22 protein-coding genes are annotated in these 20,226 nt (G+C 41.3%); 3 read left to right on the plus strand and 19 right to left on the minus strand.

The features are described 5' to 3' along the window. Positions 1-13: 13 nt before the first annotated feature. From pheS to rpmI, 3 genes are all read right to left on the minus strand, one after another. Entirely contained in the window at positions 14-1,093 is a 1,080-nt protein-coding gene (pheS, locus tag HKX40_RS04500; protein ID WP_171588368.1) for a phenylalanine--tRNA ligase subunit alpha, read from the minus strand. Positions 1,094-1,201: 108 nt separating this feature from the next. Then, entirely contained in the window at positions 1,202-1,561 is a 360-nt protein-coding gene (rplT, locus tag HKX40_RS04505; protein ID WP_171588369.1) for a 50S ribosomal protein L20, read from the minus strand. Between the two features lie 12 nt (positions 1,562-1,573). Beyond that, positions 1,574-1,771 (minus strand): 50S ribosomal protein L35, encoded by a 198-nt coding sequence (rpmI, locus tag HKX40_RS04510; RefSeq protein WP_171588370.1) that lies wholly within the window; start codon positions 1,769-1,771, stop codon positions 1,574-1,576. A 344-nt stretch (positions 1,772-2,115) separates the two neighbouring features. On the opposite strand from rpmI, the gene HKX40_RS04515 reads away from it, so the two are divergent. Together HKX40_RS04515 and vapC are read left to right on the plus strand one after the other, a co-directional pair. Beyond that, positions 2,116-2,355, plus strand: coding sequence for an antitoxin (locus tag HKX40_RS04515; RefSeq protein ID WP_171588371.1), 240 nt, complete (start codon positions 2,116-2,118; stop codon positions 2,353-2,355). Beyond that, complete coding sequence (vapC, locus tag HKX40_RS04520; protein WP_171588372.1) at positions 2,342-2,734, plus strand: type II toxin-antitoxin system tRNA(fMet)-specific endonuclease VapC; 393 nt, start codon at positions 2,342-2,344, stop codon at positions 2,732-2,734. Before HKX40_RS04515 ends, vapC begins: the two co-directional genes overlap by 14 nt. 10 nt (positions 2,735-2,744) lie before the next feature. Here the strand turns inward: vapC and HKX40_RS04525 are convergent, their stop codons facing one another. The 9 genes from HKX40_RS04525 to HKX40_RS04565 all read right to left on the minus strand — a co-directional run bounded on the left by HKX40_RS04525 (position 2,745) and on the right by HKX40_RS04565 (position 9,675). Beyond that, the gene (locus HKX40_RS04525) at positions 2,745-3,602 is read right to left on the minus strand and encodes a M23 family metallopeptidase (protein ID WP_171588373.1); all 858 of its coding nucleotides are present in this window, start codon (positions 3,600-3,602) and stop codon (positions 2,745-2,747) included. A 9-nt stretch (positions 3,603-3,611) separates the two neighbouring features. After that, positions 3,612-4,070: a GNAT family N-acetyltransferase gene (locus HKX40_RS04530; protein ID WP_171588374.1), complete on the minus strand. Its 459-nt coding sequence runs from the start codon at positions 4,068-4,070 to the stop codon at positions 3,612-3,614. Between the two features lie 41 nt (positions 4,071-4,111). After that, positions 4,112-4,453 carry an ISC system 2Fe-2S type ferredoxin gene (fdx, locus tag HKX40_RS04535; RefSeq protein ID WP_171588375.1) on the minus strand — a complete coding sequence of 114 codons (342 nt, stop codon included), beginning with the start codon at positions 4,451-4,453 and terminating at the stop codon, positions 4,112-4,114. A gap of 169 nt (positions 4,454-4,622) precedes the next feature. Then, positions 4,623-6,482, minus strand: coding sequence for a Fe-S protein assembly chaperone HscA (gene hscA / locus HKX40_RS04540; protein WP_171588376.1), 1,860 nt, complete (start codon positions 6,480-6,482; stop codon positions 4,623-4,625). 4 nt (positions 6,483-6,486) lie between these two features. Continuing rightward, entirely contained in the window at positions 6,487-6,987 is a 501-nt protein-coding gene (gene hscB / locus HKX40_RS04545; RefSeq protein WP_171588377.1) for a Fe-S protein assembly co-chaperone HscB, read from the minus strand. Positions 6,988-7,096: 109 nt separating this feature from the next. Next, the gene (gene iscA, locus HKX40_RS04550; protein WP_171588378.1) at positions 7,097-7,420 is read right to left on the minus strand and encodes an iron-sulfur cluster assembly protein IscA; all 324 of its coding nucleotides are present in this window, start codon (positions 7,418-7,420) and stop codon (positions 7,097-7,099) included. A gap of 9 nt (positions 7,421-7,429) precedes the next feature. Next, the gene (gene iscU / locus HKX40_RS04555) at positions 7,430-7,810 is read right to left on the minus strand and encodes a Fe-S cluster assembly scaffold IscU (RefSeq protein WP_171588379.1); all 381 of its coding nucleotides are present in this window, start codon (positions 7,808-7,810) and stop codon (positions 7,430-7,432) included. A gap of 130 nt (positions 7,811-7,940) precedes the next feature. Next, entirely contained in the window at positions 7,941-9,152 is a 1,212-nt protein-coding gene (locus HKX40_RS04560; RefSeq protein WP_171588380.1) for an IscS subfamily cysteine desulfurase, read from the minus strand. A 22-nt stretch (positions 9,153-9,174) separates the two neighbouring features. Next, positions 9,175-9,675, minus strand: a complete 501-nt coding sequence (locus HKX40_RS04565) for an Rrf2 family transcriptional regulator (RefSeq protein ID WP_171588381.1) — start codon at positions 9,673-9,675, stop codon at positions 9,175-9,177. A 411-nt stretch (positions 9,676-10,086) separates the two neighbouring features. Here HKX40_RS04565 and HKX40_RS04570 point away from each other — a divergent pair, with 411 nt between their 5' ends. Continuing rightward, positions 10,087-14,196, plus strand: coding sequence for an autotransporter outer membrane beta-barrel domain-containing protein (locus HKX40_RS04570; protein WP_171588382.1), 4,110 nt, complete (start codon positions 10,087-10,089; stop codon positions 14,194-14,196). Positions 14,197-14,254: 58 nt separating this feature from the next. On the opposite strand, the gene gltA is transcribed toward HKX40_RS04570, so the two are convergent. From gltA to HKX40_RS04605, 7 genes are all read right to left on the minus strand, one after another. After that, positions 14,255-15,565 (minus strand): citrate synthase, encoded by a 1,311-nt coding sequence (gene gltA / locus HKX40_RS04575; protein ID WP_171588383.1) that lies wholly within the window; start codon positions 15,563-15,565, stop codon positions 14,255-14,257. Between the two features lie 44 nt (positions 15,566-15,609). Then, on the minus strand, positions 15,610-15,870 hold the full coding sequence (locus tag HKX40_RS04580; RefSeq protein WP_171588384.1) for an FAD assembly factor SdhE: 261 nt from the start codon (positions 15,868-15,870) through the stop codon (positions 15,610-15,612). A gap of 3 nt (positions 15,871-15,873) precedes the next feature. Further along, on the minus strand, positions 15,874-16,590 hold the full coding sequence (locus HKX40_RS04585; RefSeq protein WP_343042995.1) for a succinate dehydrogenase iron-sulfur subunit: 717 nt from the start codon (positions 16,588-16,590) through the stop codon (positions 15,874-15,876). A gap of 7 nt (positions 16,591-16,597) precedes the next feature. Continuing rightward, positions 16,598-18,382, minus strand: coding sequence for a succinate dehydrogenase flavoprotein subunit (gene sdhA, locus HKX40_RS04590; RefSeq protein WP_171588386.1), 1,785 nt, complete (start codon positions 18,380-18,382; stop codon positions 16,598-16,600). Beyond that, complete coding sequence (sdhD, locus tag HKX40_RS04595; protein ID WP_171588387.1) at positions 18,383-18,760, minus strand: succinate dehydrogenase, hydrophobic membrane anchor protein; 378 nt, start codon at positions 18,758-18,760, stop codon at positions 18,383-18,385. Continuing rightward, a complete protein-coding gene (gene sdhC, locus HKX40_RS04600) occupies positions 18,760-19,173 on the minus strand; it encodes a succinate dehydrogenase, cytochrome b556 subunit (RefSeq protein WP_171588388.1) in 414 nt (137 codons plus the stop codon). Before sdhC ends, sdhD begins: the two co-directional genes overlap by 1 nt. A gap of 146 nt (positions 19,174-19,319) precedes the next feature. Then, on the minus strand, positions 19,320-20,096 hold the full coding sequence (locus tag HKX40_RS04605) for a GntR family transcriptional regulator (protein WP_171588389.1): 777 nt from the start codon (positions 20,094-20,096) through the stop codon (positions 19,320-19,322). Positions 20,097-20,226: the final 130 nt, after the last annotated feature.

The raw sequence follows: 20,226 nt of genomic DNA on the forward strand, positions 1-20,226 counted from the left end.
GCTAAATATAAGGTTAAACATTGAATTGCTTTAAGAAACGCAAATCGCCTTCATAGAATTGACGCAAGTCATTCACACCATAACGCAACATTGTGAGACGCTCAATGCCTGAACCAAAGGCAAAGCCCACGTATTTTTCAGGGTCTAAACCATAGTTGCGAACCACTACTGGATGTACTTGTCCCGAGCCAGAAATCTCTAACCAACGGCCTTTGTTAGGACCAGAGGTAAACATCATATCAATTTCTGCTGAAGGCTCAGTGAATGGGAAAAACGATGGACGAAACCGAACACATAAATCATCTGTTTCAAAAAAGGCACGCAAGAAATTGGTATATACACCTTTTAAGTCAGCAAAGGAGATATTCTCATCAATCCAAAGTCCCTCTACTTGATGGAACATAGGAGAGTGCGTTGCATCAGAGTCCACACGATAGGTACGACCGGGAGCAATGACCTTGATTGGGGGCTTGTGCATACGAGCGTAACGTACTTGCATAGGACTAGTATGTGTACGCAGTAACAAAGGCAATCCTTTGCTGTCTTGCATATCGACATAGAAAGTATCTTGCATTGAACGTGCAGGGTGATTTTCAGGGTTGTTCAACGCTGTGAAGTTGGTCCAATCATCTTCAATTTCTGGCCCATCTGCCACATCGAAACCGATAGAGCGGAAAATTTGTTCGATACGTTGCCAAGTCTGAATCACTGGATGAATACCACCAACATCCATACCTCTACCAGCTAAAGTCACATCAATGGTTTCTGCTGCTAGACGAGCATTTAATTCGGCTTGGGCAAACGCGTCACGACGCTCTTTTAAGAATTGTTCAATCGCCTGTTTGGCTTGGTTAATACGAGCACCTGCTGAACGTTTTTCTTCGGGACTAAGTTGTGCCAATCCTTTCATGAAGGAGGTGATAACACCATTTTTGCCCAAAAACTTTGCTTTCTCGTTTTCAAGAGATGCAAGGTCTGTTGCTTTTTCAAAAATTTCTTTTGCCTTGAAGACAATATCATCAAGAGCATTTTCAGCAGCCTGTTCTAGCAATTCTTTGGCTTTTTGAACTAATTCATCCAGAGTCTGAGACATGACAACATTACCATTTGTATAAAAAACAAACGGAGCCCAAAATGAGCCCCGCTTGTGGGTTTGAGTAGTTATCGTTTAGTAGTGATAACTCACTATCTAAAGCGATAATTAAGCACCAAGGGCTGATTTAGCTTGATTAACGATAGTAGCAAAACCTGCTTTATCGTTAACAGCCATATCGGCAAGCACTTTACGATCCAACTCAATCGCAGCTTTCTTCAAGCCAGCGATGAATGCACTGTAAGTAAGACCTTGTTCACGAACAGCTGCATTGATACGAGCAATCCATAAAGCACGGAAAGTGCGTTTCTTGTTGCGACGATCACGGTAAGCGTATTGACCAGCACGCATTACCGCTTGCTTAGCAACACGGAACACGTTACCGCGACGACCACGATAACCCTTAGCAGCATTAATAACTTTTTTGTGACGAGCACGTGCGGTTACACCGCGTTTTACGCGTGGCATAGTATTCTCCTATTAAGCAAAAGGCATCATTGCGCGAACTGAAGCCAAGTTAGACTCATGAACTGCAGCTGAACCGCGTAATTGACGTTTATTTTTAGTGGTTTTCTTAGTAAGAATGTGGCGCTTAAACGCTTGACCACGCTTAATAGAACCGCTACCGCGTACCTGAAAGCGCTTTGCAGCACTTTTCTTGGTTTTCATTTTAGGCATAATAAGTACTCTTATAATGTTAGCTTTAGGTGTTTAGGCAATCCTAACGCTTGTAAAACCCAAAGTTAAATTTTGTCTTCATTCTGTCGAACTTACCCACTACTTCACTAGAAAATAGCGATAAGCCTAGGAACTAGACAAGCTTGCTATTCTAACACTGATTTATTTTTTTGTCTATAAAGTGAAGAAAAATCAAGAGATTAAATGTTGTATTGTTGTTTTGTCATGGTAAGCATTGCTAATATTCATGGCAAATGTATTTTGTTATCAACATATTTAGAATGGTGTTGACATACAAAACCCAATGGATATATATGTTGATACATATCAAAGGAGTTAAATATATGGAAACAGCTAAACTATTTATGCATGGTCGCAGTCAAGCTGTCAGACTACCACAAAAATATCGTTTCAAAGGTAATTCTGTTGTCATCAAACCTGTTGGCAATGGTTTATTACTTTTGCCTATGACCAATATTGGACAGATGCTGCAAGAAGCCGTAAATACCTTTGAACCAGACTTTAAAATTGAGAGAGGAGAGCAGCCAGAACAACTTCGGGAGGATATTCATGTACATCCTTGATACGAATATCTGTATTTATATCATTAACCACAGACCTGCCCACGTCTTTGAACGTTTTCAACAAGTTGATTTTGGTAATCTGTGTCTCTCGAGCATTACTGCCTGTGAACTGGCTTTTGGCGTTACCAAGTCAGGTTCTACTCGCAACAAACAAGCATTACAAAACTTCTTGTTTCCTCTGACTGTTCTTCCTTTAGATGATGGTGTTATTTGGGAATATGCAGATATTCGCTCTCAACTAGAAAAGAAAGAGCAACTTATAGGTAGCTTAGATATGCTCATTGCTGCCCATGCTCGCTCCCTGGGATTTACCCTTGTGAGCAATAATGTCAAAGAATTTGAAGGAATTCCTAATCTTAAACTTGAAAACTGGGTCTGATAATCCTCACTCAAGGCTGAAATGCCCCGACAAAAATCGCAGGATCCACTCTCGCATCATTTAAGCTCACATTCCAATGTAAATGCGGTCCTGTAGCTCGACCAGTCGCCCCCACTTTACCGACAATCTCCCCTCTTTTGACCGTCTGTCCTTTTTTCACATCAATTTCAGATAGATGGCAATACATACTAATCATGCCTTGTCCATGATCAACAAAAACGGTTTTACCATTGAAAAAATAATCACCAACAATGGTAATCACCCCATCTGCTGAGGCTTTGACTGGTGTACCCGCAGGCACAGCAATATCCAATCCTGAGTGGGGATTGCGCTCCTGTCCATTAAAAAAACGTCTTAATCCGAAAGGACTTGAGTAGCGCCCACCATCGACAGGACGATCCAGCACAATATTACTAGGGGTCACGCCAGCACGGTATTGACGATAAGCAGTAATTTGTTCCTGATATTCTCGTTTAAAACGAGCCTCGTCTTCCGCTGATAGATTAACGTGTTTATTGGTTTTTAGTTTAATATGCTGCTCTTTATAACGTTTAGGTTGAACATCAAAAGACACTGTTGTCTGTGTGCCTGATGACGTCACCTGAAGTGATTGCTTACCTGTCGGTGTTTTAAGTGGAATACCTACCAAAGCAAAGACCTCATTATCCGATTTAAATACCAATACTCTTTTGCCTTGATACCGCACCTCAGGTAATGTTGCCGTCGCAACGGGGAGCTTCACTACCGCCACACCACCTGGCACAGGGTGATTTAAGCGATTCATAATGTAGTCGTTGGCAGATGCAGCGGTACCCACTGTCAATGCAAATAATATGACCGCCCTTTTCACCATCAACCCGTAATTCATACTACCTCCTTATTCGCCTAATTGCGATCTAAATTGAATAACTGCCTGCTCATCTGCATACTGTTTATACAGACTCTGTGCTACCTCATTATCCCTTGCAGTCATCCAGTAAACCCGATTACATTTTTGCTCCTTAGCATAGTTGTACACAGCATCCATTAAACGTTTTGCAACCCCCTGCCGTCTTGCTGTAGGAGAAACGAATAAATCCTCCAAATAACAACACTCACCGATATTCCACGTATTGGGGTGTATCAACAAATGAGCAAACCCTAATAACATCCCCATATCATTAAAAGCCCCTAAAGCCACCATATCCGCTCTGGTTGTCAATCTATTCCATGTATTTTGAGTTACAACATCCGAGAGATTATTCTCATAAAAGTTTAAATAGTCATACCATAGCGGTTGCCAAGCATCAAAATCTTGTTTTTCTAATGAACGGACAAACACCTCTTTACCCCCCATTAAATGTCTGATGGCCTTATTAATAAGCAACCTATGATTTTCTAGTGATTTTCTTTAGCGTGGTTGATGGTATATTTAGGAATTTCAATCACCAAATCAGTGTCAGCAACTTTTGCCTGACAGGAAAGTCTTGATGTAGGCTTGAGCCCCCACGCCTTATCTAATAAATCTTCCTCGTCATCTGTCGCATCTTCGAGTGAATTAAAACCCTCTTTCACAATTACATGACAAGTCGTACATGCACAGGACTTTTCACAAGCGTGTTCAACCTCAATCCCATTATCCAACAATACGTCTAAAATAGACTCCCCTTTGGGTGCATTGTCAATAACTTTACCTTCAGGTAGCAATTCTTCATGGGGTAATACAGTAATTTTAGGCATTTTAAAACTTCATCTCAGAATCAATCTCCTTTTATTTAAGCTCAATAAAAAGAGGTTTTAATTATTACACTAAAAACATCAAAGACAATCTTTGATTATCTAATAAAAGACAGCTCTTCATTTGCTGATTAAAGATAACAACACCAAACTGCCTTTGCCTAGACATAAATCATAAGCTCTCTAATGTTTTACCAGCCAAAGCACGACGAATACTACGATCCATGCGTCTAGCAGCAAAATCATCGGTTAACTTAGAAAAAGCAGCCACTTGAGCACGGATAGCATTTACATCATCAGAGGTTGCCATCTGCTGGGTTTTGGCAAGCATTTCTTCAATGGCAGTTAACTCTTGCTCACTCAATAAATCTTTATCTTCATCCAATGCAGATTGAACCGTTTCGACTAATTGGCGTGCATTCACTTGCTCTTCTCGCAACATTCGTTGTTGTGCATCATAGTCAGATTGTGACATACTGTCTTCTAGCATTTTCGTAATGGCTTCATCGCTCAAACCATAACTTGGTTTAACCGTAATAGATGCCTCAACGCCAGTACTCATCTCGCGAGCAGTCACACTTAATAGACCATCAGCATCCACTTGAAATGTCACCCGAATTCTCGCAGCACCTGCCACCATAGGAGGAATACCACGCAACTCAAAACGAGCCAGAGAGCGATTAGCATCAACCAACTCACGCTCACCTTGAACAACGTGGATACTCATCGCAGTTTGACCATCTTTAAAGGTGGTAAAGTCCTGTGCACGAGCGACTGGAATAGTACTATTACGGTCGATAATACGCTCAACCAACCCCCCCATTGTCTCAATACCTAGTGACAAAGGAGTAACGTCAAGCAACAGCCAATCTTCACCAGCCATACGATTACCCACCAACTTATTTGCTTGCAGTGCGGCACCCATCGCAACAACCTTGTCAGGATCTAAGTTAGTCAGTGGCGTTTTTCCAAAAAAAGCTCCCACCATCTGCTGAACAATAGGCATACGGGTAGAGCCACCCACCATAACGACACCTTTTACATCGCTAGGCTTAAGATGAGCATCTTTTAAAGCCTGTTGCGTCTTCTCCAAAGTACGCTCAACTAAACTTGTGGCAAGATTCTCGAAATGGTTTCTCGGATAGTTCAAATCAATATGCAAACCATCTGATAAATTAACCTGAAAATAAGCCTTGGGTTGTGACGTTAAACGCTCACGCACTGTCTTGGCTACAGACAAGAGCAAACGCTTATCCTGTGCACTCAGAGTGCTAGTATCGTGATGCTTCATTACATCATCGACAATCATCTTGTCAAAATCATCGCCACCTAATTGCGTATCACCGCCTGTAGCAATAACCTCAAAAACTCCTTTACTTAATCTCAAAATTGAAATATCAAAGGTACCACCACCGAGATCATATACCGCATAAACCCCTTCTGCCTCATTATCTAAACCATAAGCAATAGCAGCAGCAGTAGGCTCGTTTAGCAGACGCAAGACATTCAACCCAGCCAGGCGAGCAGCATCCCGAGTTGCTTGACGCTGAGCATCATCAAAATACGCTGGCACTGTAATCACTGCGCCAGTAATATCATCACCCAAAGAATCCTCAGCTCGTTGGCGCAACTTTGCCAAAATCTGTGCAGACACCTCAACTGGACTAACATCTCCCTGAGTTGTCTTAATACGAACACTTCCCTCATCTTTTTTCAACTGATAAGGCAAACCCAAACCTACAGATTCTTCGTAAGAACGACCCATTAAACGTTTAATGGATAATAACGTATTATAGGGATCACGGTTTTGTGCTCGTACTGCTTGTGCACCAATATGCACAGAGCCATCCTTGAGATAACGCACAGCTGATGGTAGCAACATCTTACCTTGTTCATCTGGCAACACCTCTACATTACTGTTGCGTACTGTTGCTACCAAAGAATGCGTGGTTCCTAAATCAATCCCCACAGCTAGTTTGCGCTGATGCGGTGCGGGAGCTTGACCTGGTTCTGAAATTTGTAAAAGTGCCATAAACTTATGCCATTATTGATTGTATTTCTTGTCGAATTTTAGCCACAAACATGAGTTGCCGAACTTTTTCACTTGCGGTTGCATAGTCTTTTCTATGATCCAACAATTCAGTTAGGCAACTCTCCAACGCTTGTTCTTCTTGGTCTATAGTAGCAGCCAACTCAGCCAGCCCTGCCGCATCCTCACGCACGTCATCTAATGTCTCACGCCATTGCATTTGCTTCATTAAAAATGCAGTATCCATGCGTGTATTATTTTCAGCATCCACCGCCTGCCCAGCTAACTCACATAGGTAGGACGCACGTTTGACAGGATTCTTGAGTACGTCATAGGCCTGATTAATACGTGCAGCCCACTGCATAGCGATACGCTTTTCTGCCGCACTAGCTGTAGCAAAACGGTCTGGATGTACACGTGCAGAAGCCTCACGCCATGCTTTTTCAAGCTGAGTGAGGTCTTGAGCAAAACTTGTTGGTAAATTAAATAAACTAAAATACGTATCCATGAAAAATCCACTCAATCCAATATCCACATGAAATAGACAATCCTGCCCTTTCCATGTCATTGGCAAAACAGCGAAATCTCTATTATTAAAAAGTCGCTATCTCAACAAATTAGACTGAAAATGATTCACCACAGCCACAGCTGGCTTTTTCCTTAGGGTTTTTAAATTTAAATCCCTCATTTAAGCCCTCTCGCACAAAGTCCAACTCTGTACCATCGATATAGGGAAGACTCTTGGGATCCACAAAAACCTTTACATCAAAGCTCTCAAACACTTGATCATGAGCATCTAGCTCATCGACGTATTCTAGCTTATATGCCATACCTGAACAGCCAGAAGTGCGAACACCCACACGCAATCCTAAACCTTTACCTCTTTTATCAAGATTGCGTTGCACATGTTTAGCTGCTTTTTCAGTAAGAGTAACTGCCATGATATTCACTTATGCTTTTTTACTTTTGTAATCGGCTACTGCCGCCTTGATTGCATCTTCTGCCAAAATAGAGCAATGAATTTTTACAGGAGGCAAAGCCAATTCTTCTGCAATATCTGCATTACGAATTTCTAGAGCTTGATCTAATGTCTTGCCTTTCACCCATTCTGTTACTAGAGAACTAGAAGCAATAGCTGAACCACAACCATAAGTTTTAAAACGAGCATCCTCAATAACACCAGCATCGTTCACTTTAATCTGTAATTTCATCACATCACCACAGGCTGGTGCACCTACCATACCAGTACCTACGTTTTCATCACTTTTATCAAAAGAACCTACATTGCGTGGATTTTCATAGTGATCTAACACTTTATCACTGTATGCCATAATAAATTTCCCTAAAAATTTTTTGTATACCAGAAGTCATTGTCGGGATTTGACTTCTGTCTTGCTTTATTTCTGATAGAAGACTCTATAACAACTTACCCGATAGCATTAGAGTCTCACAAAAAACCAATTAGTGTGCTGCCCACTGAACAGTGCTTAAATCAATGCCTTCTTGAGCCATTTCCCAAAGAGGAGACATTTCACGTAGCTTACCTACTCGTGCCTTAATGAGAGAAATCGCTGTCTCAATCTCCTCTGCTGTGGTAAACCGACCAATTGTGAAACGAATAGAACTATGGGCTAATTCATCATTGCGACCTAATGCACGCAGCACATAAGAAGGCTCCAAACTCGCTGATGTACATGCTGAACCACTTGATACTGCCAACTCTTTAATCGCCATAATCAAGGACTCACCTTCGACATAGTTAAAACTAATATTGAGGTTATGTGCAACACGGTGTTCCATATCCCCATTAACATAAGTCTCAGGAATCTCTGACAGCCCTTCTAATAAACGGTCTCGCAACACACGAATACGTTTATTTTCTTCAGCCATCTCCGCCTCAGCCAATGCAAACGCCTTGCCCATACCGACAATTTGATGGGTAGGTAAAGTACCCGAGCGAAAACCACGCTCATGACCACCGCCATGCATCTGCGCTTCAATACGTACACGAGGTTTACGACGCACATATAAGGCACCAATACCCTTGGGACCATAAATTTTATGTGCAGAAAGTGACATAAGATCAACTTTTAACTTAGTTAAATCAATATCTACTTTGCCTGCAGCCTGTGCAGCATCCACGTGGAATATAATACCCTTTTCACGGGTAATCTCACCGATTTTCTCAATATCCTGAACCACACCGATTTCATTATTAACCATCATCACAGAAACCAAAATCGTGTCAGGACGCAAGGCAGCTTTAAAGGCATCTAAATCAATTAAACCATTTTCTTGCACGTCTAGATAGGTTACTTCAAACCCTTGACGTTCCAACTCACGCATCGTATCCAATACCGCCTTGTGCTCAGTACGAACAGTGATTAAATGCTTACCTTTTTCCTTGTAAAAATGTGCAGCCCCTTTCAGCGCCAAGTTATCTGATTCAGTTGCCCCTGAGGTCCAAATAATTTCACGAGGGTCTGCCTTGATGAGACTAGCCACTTGCGCACGTGCCTTTTCGACAGCAGCTTCGGCTTCCCAACCGTAAGCATGACTACGTGAAGCAGGATTACCGAAATGCTCAGTAAGCCAAGGAATCATCTCCTCGGCTACGCGGGGATCAACAGGCGTAGTCGCAGAGTAATCTAAATAAATAGGACGAGTTGACATAATTATTAAAACTCCAAAAATCTTAAGCTAACACAGAGCTCAACGCGTCACTTTTGCGTTGAAGGTGAACGGGAGTAGCTTCTGTATTTTGAATTTGTCGCATACGTTGTTGATCCACAAGCTCCTGTAAACTTACGGAGTCAAGATAATCCACCATACGGCGATTTAAGTTACTCCAGAGCTCGTGTGTCATGCAATGACCACTATCTCTGCCATCTCGCCCGCTTGTACAGGGTGTCTTATTGCCACAGCCTGTAGCATCAAGCGGTTCATCAACAGCAAAGATAATGTCAGCTATTGTAATATCGCGAGCATACTTCGCTAGCGTATATCCACCACCTGGACCACGCACACTCTCGACAAGCTCATGGCGACGTAGTCGACCAAAAAGCTGCTCTAGATAGGAAAGGGAAATATTCTGACGCTGGCTAATCGCCGCAAGAGTGACAGGGCCTGCATGATGGCGTAAACCTAAATCAATCATCGCAGTCACTGCAAAACGACCTTTAGTTGTTAATCTCATAGCAATTTCCTTGTATAACCAAGTATTTTACTCAAGTATAACAAATACCCGAGTAAATTGCTAGGGAATTGTGGTTTTTAACAACACTTTTTTATTTCTAGCGGTATTATACCTCACAAAACTGTAAAAAACCCTATAAATCACTGGGTTTTTGGAAAAATTCTTTCTAAGCAAATAGATAGCTTATAAGGAAACTCTGCTGCTTTTAAAGAAACTTCTACCAAGATTCCTGATACTAAAGAAAATCTAATAAATACCTGCAAGCCCATCATGAAAAATCTTAAACAAAATAGCCTATAAATCCTTAAAAAATAACAACTTAAACTAAATTGTAACAAATCAAAAAAAAAAAAAACAAAATGTTAATAAGTTTTATACTGAAACATGATATGACAAAGGGAGAAAAATATCATGTCAAAAGTAGTACAGACATTTCAATTACATCCATTTCAGCGTCATCTTCTTACAGCCTTTATATTTATGGCTGTGGGAACAGGGTATGCAGTAGGAGCTGAGTATACCTACTATAGTGGTTATGGTGGTATAAACGAACTAGACGTCGATTACCACCACGATATATCACAAGAAGCGTGGCAAAAATTTTTGGCATTAAAGGGTAGACAAGCAAGAGATGAAGAATATTGGGCCGTTGCAGCAGAAAATATTCAGTCAGACTATCTATCTAATCCGTTGGCAATCCAAAACGCTACCGTGCGCGGAGAGAATATTCGACAATTCGTAAATGCTATCCGACAGATTAATTTTGGATCAAACCAACGCACGTCTCCTGTAGGAACCTATGACTTGGGAAATAACTCGCTGGTTATTTCTAATGAACATGTAAACAGTGGTTCAAGCCTCTTTTGGACAGCAAAACCAGGTACCCAACTCACTTATCAAGGAGATGGCAACAATGCACTTACGCTAGAATACTCTTTAAAAGCAGAATCTGATACATCTAACAAAGGTTATTACGATGCCGTTCAGATGGGTAGAAGTTCCTCTTCCTTTGTATTCAAAGACCTTGATTTAAATATTCAAAATATAGATACCTCTGGGGGAGAAGGTACGGGCAAACAAGCTCGCTTAGAAGCTTTGGCTATCCAAGCAAAGGGAGCTGGTAATACGTCTTTTACCAATAACAAAACCACAAACCTATCTGTCCTTTCCCAAGCTACTACTCTGAGAAACAATGCTAATACACAGGACTTCGTTTCTGCTCGTGGTCTTTACGTTGCCAGAGATGATATTGATACCCTTGGTGATGGCTCTGACTATCAAGATACCAGTGTGTTAGGCACCTATGCACATTTTAATAATTTGAATATCCACGTTTTTGCCAATCAAAAAGCAGTGGGTATGACTTCTCGTCTTTCAACCAACAATGCTAATGCTGGCCAGCAGCTTACTGTAGATTTTACGACCGATGGTAATTTAAATATTAATACTTACTCAGCAAAAAATATTGCAGAAGGCATGGTGGTAGAGGCTTTACACTATACCCCAGCAACAAGTTCTTTTAAAAATACCATAGGCGGTAGTGCCGTTATTGCAGTCCAAGGAGGAGGAGAAAATTATGCACAAGGTATTAAACAAACAGCCGTATATGGCGGTAAAGTAAACACTGTCTTTAAGCAATCCCTCACCATTAACGATAGAGTTAAAAATGCCCAAGGCGATTCACTTAACACGCAAAATGATGCTGACTTCACAGGGCTATTTATGGGAACGGATAATCGTGCCTATATTCGTACACCTATCTACGAGGGCTGGGTCAAGAGAGGATATGACTATTCATCCTACTTTAACCAACAACTTCAATTTGTCTATGAGGCTTTGGCACAAAATCCTAGTAGTAAGAATACCCTTTCTGTCCAAGGCCCATTATCTATCCAAGCCCAAAGTAGTGGTAGCCTGACAGGCATAGAGCTTAGAGATATTATTAAGGCGGATACCTCCTTTACTGCAAAGGATACGACCACCATCAATCTTACCTCGCAACAAGCAAGTACTGGCTTAATAGGGCGAGCAGGTGATTTAGATTTAATGGATATTTCGTTAGAAAATTATCGTTATACTCCCACAGGTAGCCCTGAGGTTGATCCACAAGCACTTTATGAACAAAACGAATCTATCAACAATACCTCAGAGTTTTATAAAACAGTAGATATGCGACTTAAGGGAGCGGCGGCTTTAGGTTTAGATGATACCAATTGGACAACACTAAAAAATTGGAAGCAGGCAGTAAAAAATGGAAAATTAGTTTATGTCAAAGATGAAAATGACCGATATATTTCTCGTGTCATTACCCAAGATCACCGCCGTCATGTGCAATATCACTTCCACGATACGCTAAATATTGACGCACAAGCTACTGAACAAAATGCCTTAGGTATTCAACTTATTACAGGCATCAATGGCTCTCAAACAGTCAAGGTAGACAAGGGAACAAACATTCACCTAGCCACACTAGAAGAATCCTACAAAGAAAACCCCACTTATGCTATTGGCGTTTACCTCTCATCCCCTACTGAGGCAGAACTTGACCCTACTCTTGTTGCCTCTTCTGCCGATGCGGGGAATGTGGGTAATCATGTACTTCTTGAAGGACCTACACATATTGATGCACAAACCCATGTTGCAAACAAAGAGCATGGCTATGTCTCCATGTTAGAAGGTAGACTAAGTCACTTGCGTGTCAATACTCAAAACACAAGCGACAGCATTGAGGCATTGGGACAAATGTCAACATCCAATGGTGCACAAAACACATGGTTCTTTAACTCTCCTAGCAGTTATCTCAAAGGGGATATTCTTGCTACCGATAGCGGTAAAAATACACTTAACTTTGCTAACAATGCCTCTTGGACAGGGAAAGCGACTCGTCAACCCAAAGCAGAGAGACTACTACGTGCAGCCAATATAAATGACACGAGTAACATAACTGCTGATAATCCTGAAATCAGCGTCCATGACACTATTCGGGTATTGAATAGACAACAAGCCGATGCTGGTCTTAATAACATCAGTCTCAATAATGCACGATGGAATATGACAGATACCAGCTATCTCAGTCATCTTGATATGAATAATAATGCTATTGCTAATATGCGTGCGGATGATAATCGCTATAGTTACCTCGTCGCAGAAAACTTAACTGGTACAGGTGGCACGATTTTACAGGATATTGATGTACGTACTATGGAAAGTGACAAAGTACTTGTTCACGGTAACTTCACTGGTGAACATTATCTTGATATTTACCAAAAAGATAACTACCGTCCTGCAGAAGATGACTATGTAGAAGGTGTTGGTCTCGTATTAGCTCGTGTTAAGTCTGGCGACGGAGTATTCAAAGCCAAAGATAGAGAAGATACTCTTTTCTACACACATTATGAGCTAGACCATAAACCTAGTGAATATAAGGATAGCGGTCTTTTTACAACGGATTGGTATCTTAAACGTGCTACCCGTATCAATCCTGAAATCAAGCCCACTCCTACTGTTATTGCAGAACCCAGTATTCGCCAAGCTATCTATCTTGGTTGGCGACAAGACCTAGATAAACTCTTGCAACGCATGGGTGAACTACGTCAGCATAATTTTGATAATGAGGGAGCGTGGTTCCGCGCTAAAGGTAATTTCTTTACCCACACAGGTACTTTTGGTTCTCAATCGCGTTTTAACTCTTATGAAATCGGTTATGACAAGAAAAAAGTTATTTTGACGGATGAGGCCAAAAAACAAGGCTATAAAGAAGATGAAATTAACAAAGATAAGTTGAAAGAAGAAAAAACTCCTAACAACTTAGTTGAAAAACGTCGTTATCGCGGCGGTTCTGTTAGTTTTAATGAAGGGCGTATTAACTACCAAAATGGACGTAGCTATGTCAATGGCATTGGACTATCGCTCTATCAAAGTGATATTTACACCAATGGTGCTTATCGTGATTTAATTTTGCGATATAACTTCTTTGATCACTATTACCGTACTACCGATAATAAGGGCAAGGTATTAAAAGGTGATGACGATATTCATGCAGTATCTTTCAGCATAGAAGGCGGTCGTAAATATCAAAACGATAATGGTTGGTATATTGAACCCCAAGCACAAGCTGTTCTTGGTTGGATGAGTGGCAGTGCCTATACCCTTTCCAATGGCACACACATCAAAACTAATCACTCTTTATCTCTGATTGGTCGAGCTGGATTTAACCTAGGTAAGGAATTTGATGAGAAACGCGGAATCTTCTATGCAAAACTTAATGTATTGCATGAATTCCTAGGTAAGAGTAATACTTACTATGCTTACCACAATGATGCCGCCAAAGTCCACCAAGACTGGACAGGAACATGGTGGCAATATGGCTTAGGTATTAGTTATCGCTTTGATGATAAAGATAATCAGGGTAAGACTATTCAAAAAGGAAACAAATATTTCTACTTTGATATAGAACGCAATGTGGGTAAAAATATCGGTAAAAACTGGCAATGGAACGCAGGTTTTCGCTATATGTTTTAAAAAAAACCTCCGTATCAAACGGAGGTTTTTAGTATATAGGTAAATACTCAATCAACGATTATTTACGATCTGCTAATGATGGAACATCACGACGAGTATGACCCACATACAATTGACGTGGACGACCGATTTTGTAGTTTGCATCAGAAAGCATTTCATTCCATTGAGCAATCCAACCCACTGTACGTGCCAATGCGAAGATTGCGGTAAACAACTGTGTAGGAATACCAATTGCACGTTGAACAATACCAGAGTAGAAGTCAACGTTAGGATAAAGTTTACGATCCACAAAGTATTGATCTTCAAGTGCAATACGTTCAAGCTCCATTGCCAATTTGAACAATGGGTCATTCTCTAGACCTAATGCAGCCAATACTTCTTTGCAAGTCGCTTGCATCAATTTAGCACGTGGGTCGTAGTTTTTGTATACACGGTGACCGAAGCCCATGAGACGTACGCCAGAATTTTTGTCTTTAACTTGTTCCATGAACTCGCCTACTTTAGCGATACCACCATTAGCTTGGATGTGCTCAAGCATATTTAAGCAAGCCTCGTTGGCACCACCATGTGATGGACCCCACAAGCAAGCAACCCCTGCCGCAATCGCTGCAAATGGGTTAGTACCAGACGAACCACATAAACGTACAGTAGAAGTAGACGCATTTTGTTCGTGGTCTGCATGTAAAGTAAGAATACGGTCAAACGCACGCTCTACCACTTCATTTACTTTGTAATCTTCGCATGGTGTAGCAAACATTTGGCGTAAGAAATTGCCAGAGTAAGACAACTCATTACGTGGATAAACGTAAGGTTCACCACGAGAGTATTTGTATGCCATAGCAACTAATGTAGGCATTTTAGCAATCAAGCGAATAGCAGACACTTCACGATGACGTGGGTTAGTAATGTCTGTAGAATCATGGTAGAACGCAGACATGGCACCAACAAGACCAGTCAAAATAGCCATTGGGTGTGCATCACGACGGAAACCACGCAAGAAGAAGTGCATTTGTTCATGCACTAAGTTATGATGATTGATAGAATATTCAAAATCTGCTTTTTGTTGTGCATTAGGTAATTCACCATTTAACAACAAGTAGCACACTTCTAGGTAATCGCATTTTACCGCTAATTGCTCAATCGGGTAACCACGGTATAACAATTCGCCTTTGTCACCATCAATGTACGTAATCGCCGACTCGCACGAGGCTGTTGACATAAAGCCCGGGTCAAAAGTAAACATGCCACTTTGACCGTAAAGTTTACGAATATCTAGCACATCAGGACCGACACTACCTTCATATACGGGTAGTTCGATTGATGCTCCACCCTCAATATTCAGGGTGGCTTTTTTATCTGATAACTTCATATTAGATTCCTTGTGTAAAGTTATACCGAAGAAACACTCAAAGTCTACGCATTACGCATAAGCTTCACCAGACGATGTATATTCGCTGTATCATAGTCCCCCGCTGGCTCCGATTTGCCTAGCAAGACTTCAAGCAACGTATTATCATCCATCTCAAAAAGATGAGTCAAGCTACTTACATCAGCATCTGTTAACTCATCCTCATATCTATCTAGAAATGCTGTAATAATCAAGTCATTCTCTAGAAGACCACGACGTGCACGCCAACGAAGGCGTGCACGCTCTAGCTCTGTTAAGTTTGCCATAAATTACACTGTACGACGAACTAACATCTCTTTAATCTTACCAATAGCCTTACTTGGATTTAGACCTTTAGGACATACATCCACACAGTTCATAATGGTATGGCAACGGAACAAGCGATATGGGTCTTCTAAGTTATCCAAACGCTCACCAGTAGCTTCATCACGACTATCAGCTAAGAAACGATAAGCTTGCAACAAACCAGCAGGCCCCACGAATTTATCAGGGTTCCACCAGAATGAAGGACAAGAAGTAGAACAGCAAGCACACAAAATACACTCATAAAGACCATCTAACTCTTCACGAGCCTCTGGACTTTGGAGACGCTCTTTTTCAGGTGCTGGCGTATTGTTAATCAAATAAGGCTTAACCGAATGATATTGATTAAAGAAGTGAGTCATATCAACGATTAAGTCACGAATAACTGGCAAACCAGGCAATGGACGTAAAACGATAGGCTCTTTCAAATCACGTAAGTTAGTGATACATGCCAAACCATTTTTACCATTGATGTTCATTGCATCTGAACCACAAACGCCCTCACGACAAGAACGACGAATAGAAAGACTATCATCGACCTCATTCTTAATGCGAACAATCGCATCAAGAAGCATCTTGTCATTAGGACCTAACTCAACTTCGAGTTTTTGCATGTATGGACGCTCGTCCTTGTCAGGATCATAGCGATAAATTTCAAATTTTACGATACGTTTACTCATAATATCCTGCTTAGAATGTGCGTGGTTTTGGAGGGATTGTGTCAACGGTTAATGGTTTCATTTGGACAGGTTTATATTCCAAGCGACCGTCATCTGAATACCATAAAGTGTGTTTCAACCAGTTCACATCATCACGCTCTGGGTAGTCGTTAAGAGCATGTGCACCACGGCTCTCTGTACGTTGAGAAGCTGATTTAATAGTAGCACGTGCAACTTCAATCATGTTTTCAATCTCTAATGCCTCTTGGCGAGCCATATTGAAGACCTTAGATTTGTCTTTGAAGTAGATGTTCTTCGCTTGTTCAGCGATTTCATCAATCTTAGTAACACCCTTATTCAACAAGTCTAGTGTACGGAATACGCCGCAGTGGTGTTGCATAGCCACACGCATTGCATTACCCACATCTTGAACTTTTTCACCAGATGCTCGGGTTTCAAGTGCATTAACACGATCAAGAGATTTGTTAACAGACTCAACGGGCAATGGTTGATGTTCGTGTTGACGCTCTAGGTGAGTACTAACGATATGATTACCAGTCGCACGACCAAATACTACCAAGTCAAGTAGTGAGTTAGTACCTAGACGGTTAGCACCATGGATAGATACGGCAGCACATTCACCAATAGCATATAAGCCGTTAACCACTTTGTTGGATTGAGTTGCAGCATCCCAAGTCAATACTTGACCATGGTAATTAGCAGGAATACCACCCATTTGATAGTGAATTGTTGGTACTACAGGGATAGGCTCTTTGATTGGGTCAACATTAGCAAAACGAATTGCAATCTCACGGATAGATGGGAGACGTTTGTTAATTACGTCAGCACCCAAATGGTCAAGTTTCAATACAACGTAGTTACCGTCGGGACCACAACCACGACCTTCTTTAATCTCTTGGTCCATAGAACGAGAAACAAAGTCACGCGGCGCCAAGTCTTTAAGGTTAGGAGCATAACGTTCCATAAAACGCTCACCGTTCTTGTTAAGAAGGATACCACCCTCACCACGAACACCCTCAGTAATCAATACACCAGCACCTGCTACACCTGTTGGGTGAAATTGCCAAAACTCCATATCTTGTAAAGGAATACCTGCACGAGCCACCATACCAAGGCCATCACCTGTATTGATAAATGCATTGGTAGAAGCCGCCCAAATACGACCAGCACCACCAGTTGCTAATACTGTCGCTTTAGCTTCGAGGATATAAATATCACCTGTTTCCATCTCAAGTGCTGTTACACCAAGAACATCACCATCATCATTACGGATAAGGTCTAATGCCATCCACTCTACAAAGAAGTGTGTACGAGATGCAACATTGCGTTGATAAAGCGTATGCAATAAAGCGTGACCAGTACGGTCAGCGGCAGCACAAGCACGTTGAACAGGTTTTTCACCAAAATGTGAAGTATGGCCACCGAAAGGACGTTGGTAAATCGTACCATCTGGGTTACGGTCAAAAGGCATACCAAAATGCTCTAACTCGTATACCGCGTTGGGAGCTTCACGACACATAAACTCAATCGCATCTTGGTCACCCAACCAGTCAGACCCTTTAACAGTGTCATACATATGCCATTGCCAATGGTCTTCTGACATATTACCAAGAGAAGCACTAATACCCCCTTGAGCTGCCACAGTGTGCGAACGAGTTGGGAATACTTTTGATAAAACGGCTACAGATAGGCCTGCTTGAGCAAGCTGTAAAGAACAGCGCATACCCGCACCACCTGCACCAACAACCACTACATCGAATTTACGGCGTGGTAATGAAGAAAGAATCGCTGTCATTTATAGTCTCCAAACAATGGCTGCAAAATAAGCAACACAGCCAGCTAACCAAAGCAAGGTCAAAGCAAATAATGCTAAACGCAAACCAAATGGTTTGATATAGTCCATCCAAATATCACGAACACCAATCCAAGCATGCCATGCTAGTGAGAAAAACGCTACAGTGACAAGCATACGACCCACTGGCACACCAAAACAGGTGAAAGTGAAGAAATGCACCCAGTTCTCATAAGTAATAGGAGTAAACAAGGCGGCTAACAAAAAAAGGACAGAATATACAGCAAGAATAATCGCTGTCACACGTTGTACGATAAAGCCAACGGTACCATAATGTGCACCAACTACACGGCGCGTTCTACCATATTGTTCTTTAGACATTAGAGCACTCCGAATAATTTAATTGCAAAAATAACAGTCAATGTCAAGCTCACTGCAAGCACAGCCTTGGCACTCTTTTGAGCACTCACCTTGTCCATACCAATATGCAAGTCCAGAATTAAGAAGCGAATACCAGCACAGAGATGATGCATAAAGCCCCACAAAAGCACTAATAGCACAAGTTTGAGGAAGACCCCACCAACACCTGCACCCAATGCAGCAAAAGTGATTGGACTAGCTACACTATACGTAAATATAGTAATCAATAAAGGAAGGCTTAAGAATAAAAGAGCGCCACTAACACGGTGAAGAATCGACACTTTACCAGCAAACGGCAAACGATACTTCGTCGTAATCAGTTGAAAATCGACGTTGCGAAATTCACGGCGAGGTTTTGATGTTGTGTCTGACATATGGACCTCTAAGTTTAAAAAATAAAAAATAAACCTTTTAATTATAGAATTTTTTCGACCTTCCTAAAAGCAAAAAGGCGAATTTCAATAGAAACAGTCTGAAATAAAATACCCTTCTACTCTTTATTTGGCAAAAAACTCATGAACTAGTTCAAACTATTTCGATAATAATAATGTTCCGTTAAATACAATCCCTTACGTATTTCCATCGCTTTTTCTCCATAGGTATAAGCGACACGTTCAATAGATAATAAAGGACTCCCCTCTTCTATCTTGAGATATTTTGCCACTTCTTTAGGAGCAGATACAGCACGCAACTTCTCATCACAGCGCAGTAACTGCACACCAAAATGGCTTTCAAAAAGACCATACAACGGCATTTTCTCTGTGGTTAACAACGCAAACGATAAGCCTTGAAAAGCAGGTTCAGGAAGATAAATTTCTTCATAAACCGCAGGTTGATGGGAAAGATACATCACACGTTTGATACAGATAACTTTTTGACCTACTGACAAGCCAAAAACCTGACGCTGCACATCGTTGGCCTCTATTTCATCACAGGACAAAATCTCACTATGCGTCCGTTTAACCCCTTCGGGATTATCTGTTGCCATACGTAAAAAACGATAACGAACCTCTGGCTCATGGTGAGTCGCAACAAATGTCCCCTTACCTTGACGTCGTATCAGTACATTTTCAGCTGATAATTCATCAATGGCCTTACGAACCGTCCCCTGACTAACCTTAAAGCGTACCGCTAACTCCTGCTCACTTGGAATCATCTCTCCTGGCTTAAACTCACCAGACTCCAAGCTCTGAAGCAACAAGTCTTTAATCTGTTTATACAAAGGGCTAAAAGAGGCCACGGCCACAGGCGATTGTCTAGATGAAGATCTCGCTACGCGTTTAGCTGTCTTATTCATAACGCTAACCAAAGAAAATAACTAGCCAAGATTATTTCACATATCCTTTCGCTTGTCTACTCATATATAAGATATAAGAGTGATTGACGAAAAAGCATTTTACCGCTAACATTAAGGGTATAAAGTTTTT

This window comes from Pelistega europaea (assembly GCF_013133775.1).
GTDB classification, from domain to species: domain Bacteria; phylum Pseudomonadota; class Gammaproteobacteria; order Burkholderiales; family Burkholderiaceae_B; genus Taylorella; species Taylorella europaea.

What these genes read in the sequence shown, in the direction of transcription:
- HKX40_RS04560 (WP_171588380.1), bottom strand. Translation starts at nt 9,152, where the DNA reads ATGTCAACTCGTCCTATTTATTTAGATTACTCTGCGACTACGCCTGTT.
- hscB (WP_171588377.1), bottom strand. Translation starts at nt 6,987, where the DNA reads ATGGATACGTATTTTAGTTTATTTAATTTACCAACAAGTTTTGCTCAA.
- sdhA (WP_171588386.1), bottom strand. Translation starts at nt 18,382, where the DNA reads ATGACAGCGATTCTTTCTTCATTACCACGCCGTAAATTCGATGTAGTG.
- HKX40_RS04565 (WP_171588381.1), bottom strand. Translation starts at nt 9,675, where the DNA reads ATGAGATTAACAACTAAAGGTCGTTTTGCAGTGACTGCGATGATTGAT.
- iscU (WP_171588379.1), bottom strand. Translation starts at nt 7,810, where the DNA reads ATGGCATACAGTGATAAAGTGTTAGATCACTATGAAAATCCACGCAAT.
- rpmI (WP_171588370.1), bottom strand. Translation starts at nt 1,771, where the DNA reads ATGCCTAAAATGAAAACCAAGAAAAGTGCTGCAAAGCGCTTTCAGGTA.
- gltA (WP_171588383.1), bottom strand. Translation starts at nt 15,565, where the DNA reads ATGAAGTTATCAGATAAAAAAGCCACCCTGAATATTGAGGGTGGAGCA.
- sdhD (WP_171588387.1), bottom strand. Translation starts at nt 18,760, where the DNA reads ATGTCTAAAGAACAATATGGTAGAACGCGCCGTGTAGTTGGTGCACAT.
- HKX40_RS04515 (WP_171588371.1), top strand. Translation starts at nt 2,116, where the DNA reads ATGGAAACAGCTAAACTATTTATGCATGGTCGCAGTCAAGCTGTCAGA.
- rplT (WP_171588369.1), bottom strand. Translation starts at nt 1,561, where the DNA reads ATGCCACGCGTAAAACGCGGTGTAACCGCACGTGCTCGTCACAAAAAA.
- sdhC (WP_171588388.1), bottom strand. Translation starts at nt 19,173, where the DNA reads ATGTCAGACACAACATCAAAACCTCGCCGTGAATTTCGCAACGTCGAT.
- pheS (WP_171588368.1), bottom strand. Translation starts at nt 1,093, where the DNA reads ATGTCTCAGACTCTGGATGAATTAGTTCAAAAAGCCAAAGAATTGCTA.
- HKX40_RS04530 (WP_171588374.1), bottom strand. Translation starts at nt 4,070, where the DNA reads ATGGGGGGTAAAGAGGTGTTTGTCCGTTCATTAGAAAAACAAGATTTT.
- hscA (WP_171588376.1), bottom strand. Translation starts at nt 6,482, where the DNA reads ATGGCACTTTTACAAATTTCAGAACCAGGTCAAGCTCCCGCACCGCAT.
- HKX40_RS04570 (WP_171588382.1), top strand. Translation starts at nt 10,087, where the DNA reads ATGTCAAAAGTAGTACAGACATTTCAATTACATCCATTTCAGCGTCAT.
- iscA (WP_171588378.1), bottom strand. Translation starts at nt 7,420, where the DNA reads ATGGCAGTTACTCTTACTGAAAAAGCAGCTAAACATGTGCAACGCAAT.
- fdx (WP_171588375.1), bottom strand. Translation starts at nt 4,453, where the DNA reads ATGCCTAAAATTACTGTATTACCCCATGAAGAATTGCTACCTGAAGGT.
- HKX40_RS04525 (WP_171588373.1), bottom strand. Translation starts at nt 3,602, where the DNA reads ATGAATTACGGGTTGATGGTGAAAAGGGCGGTCATATTATTTGCATTG.
- vapC (WP_171588372.1), top strand. Translation starts at nt 2,342, where the DNA reads ATGTACATCCTTGATACGAATATCTGTATTTATATCATTAACCACAGA.
- HKX40_RS04580 (WP_171588384.1), bottom strand. Translation starts at nt 15,870, where the DNA reads ATGGCAAACTTAACAGAGCTAGAGCGTGCACGCCTTCGTTGGCGTGCA.
- HKX40_RS04605 (WP_171588389.1), bottom strand. Translation starts at nt 20,096, where the DNA reads ATGAATAAGACAGCTAAACGCGTAGCGAGATCTTCATCTAGACAATCG.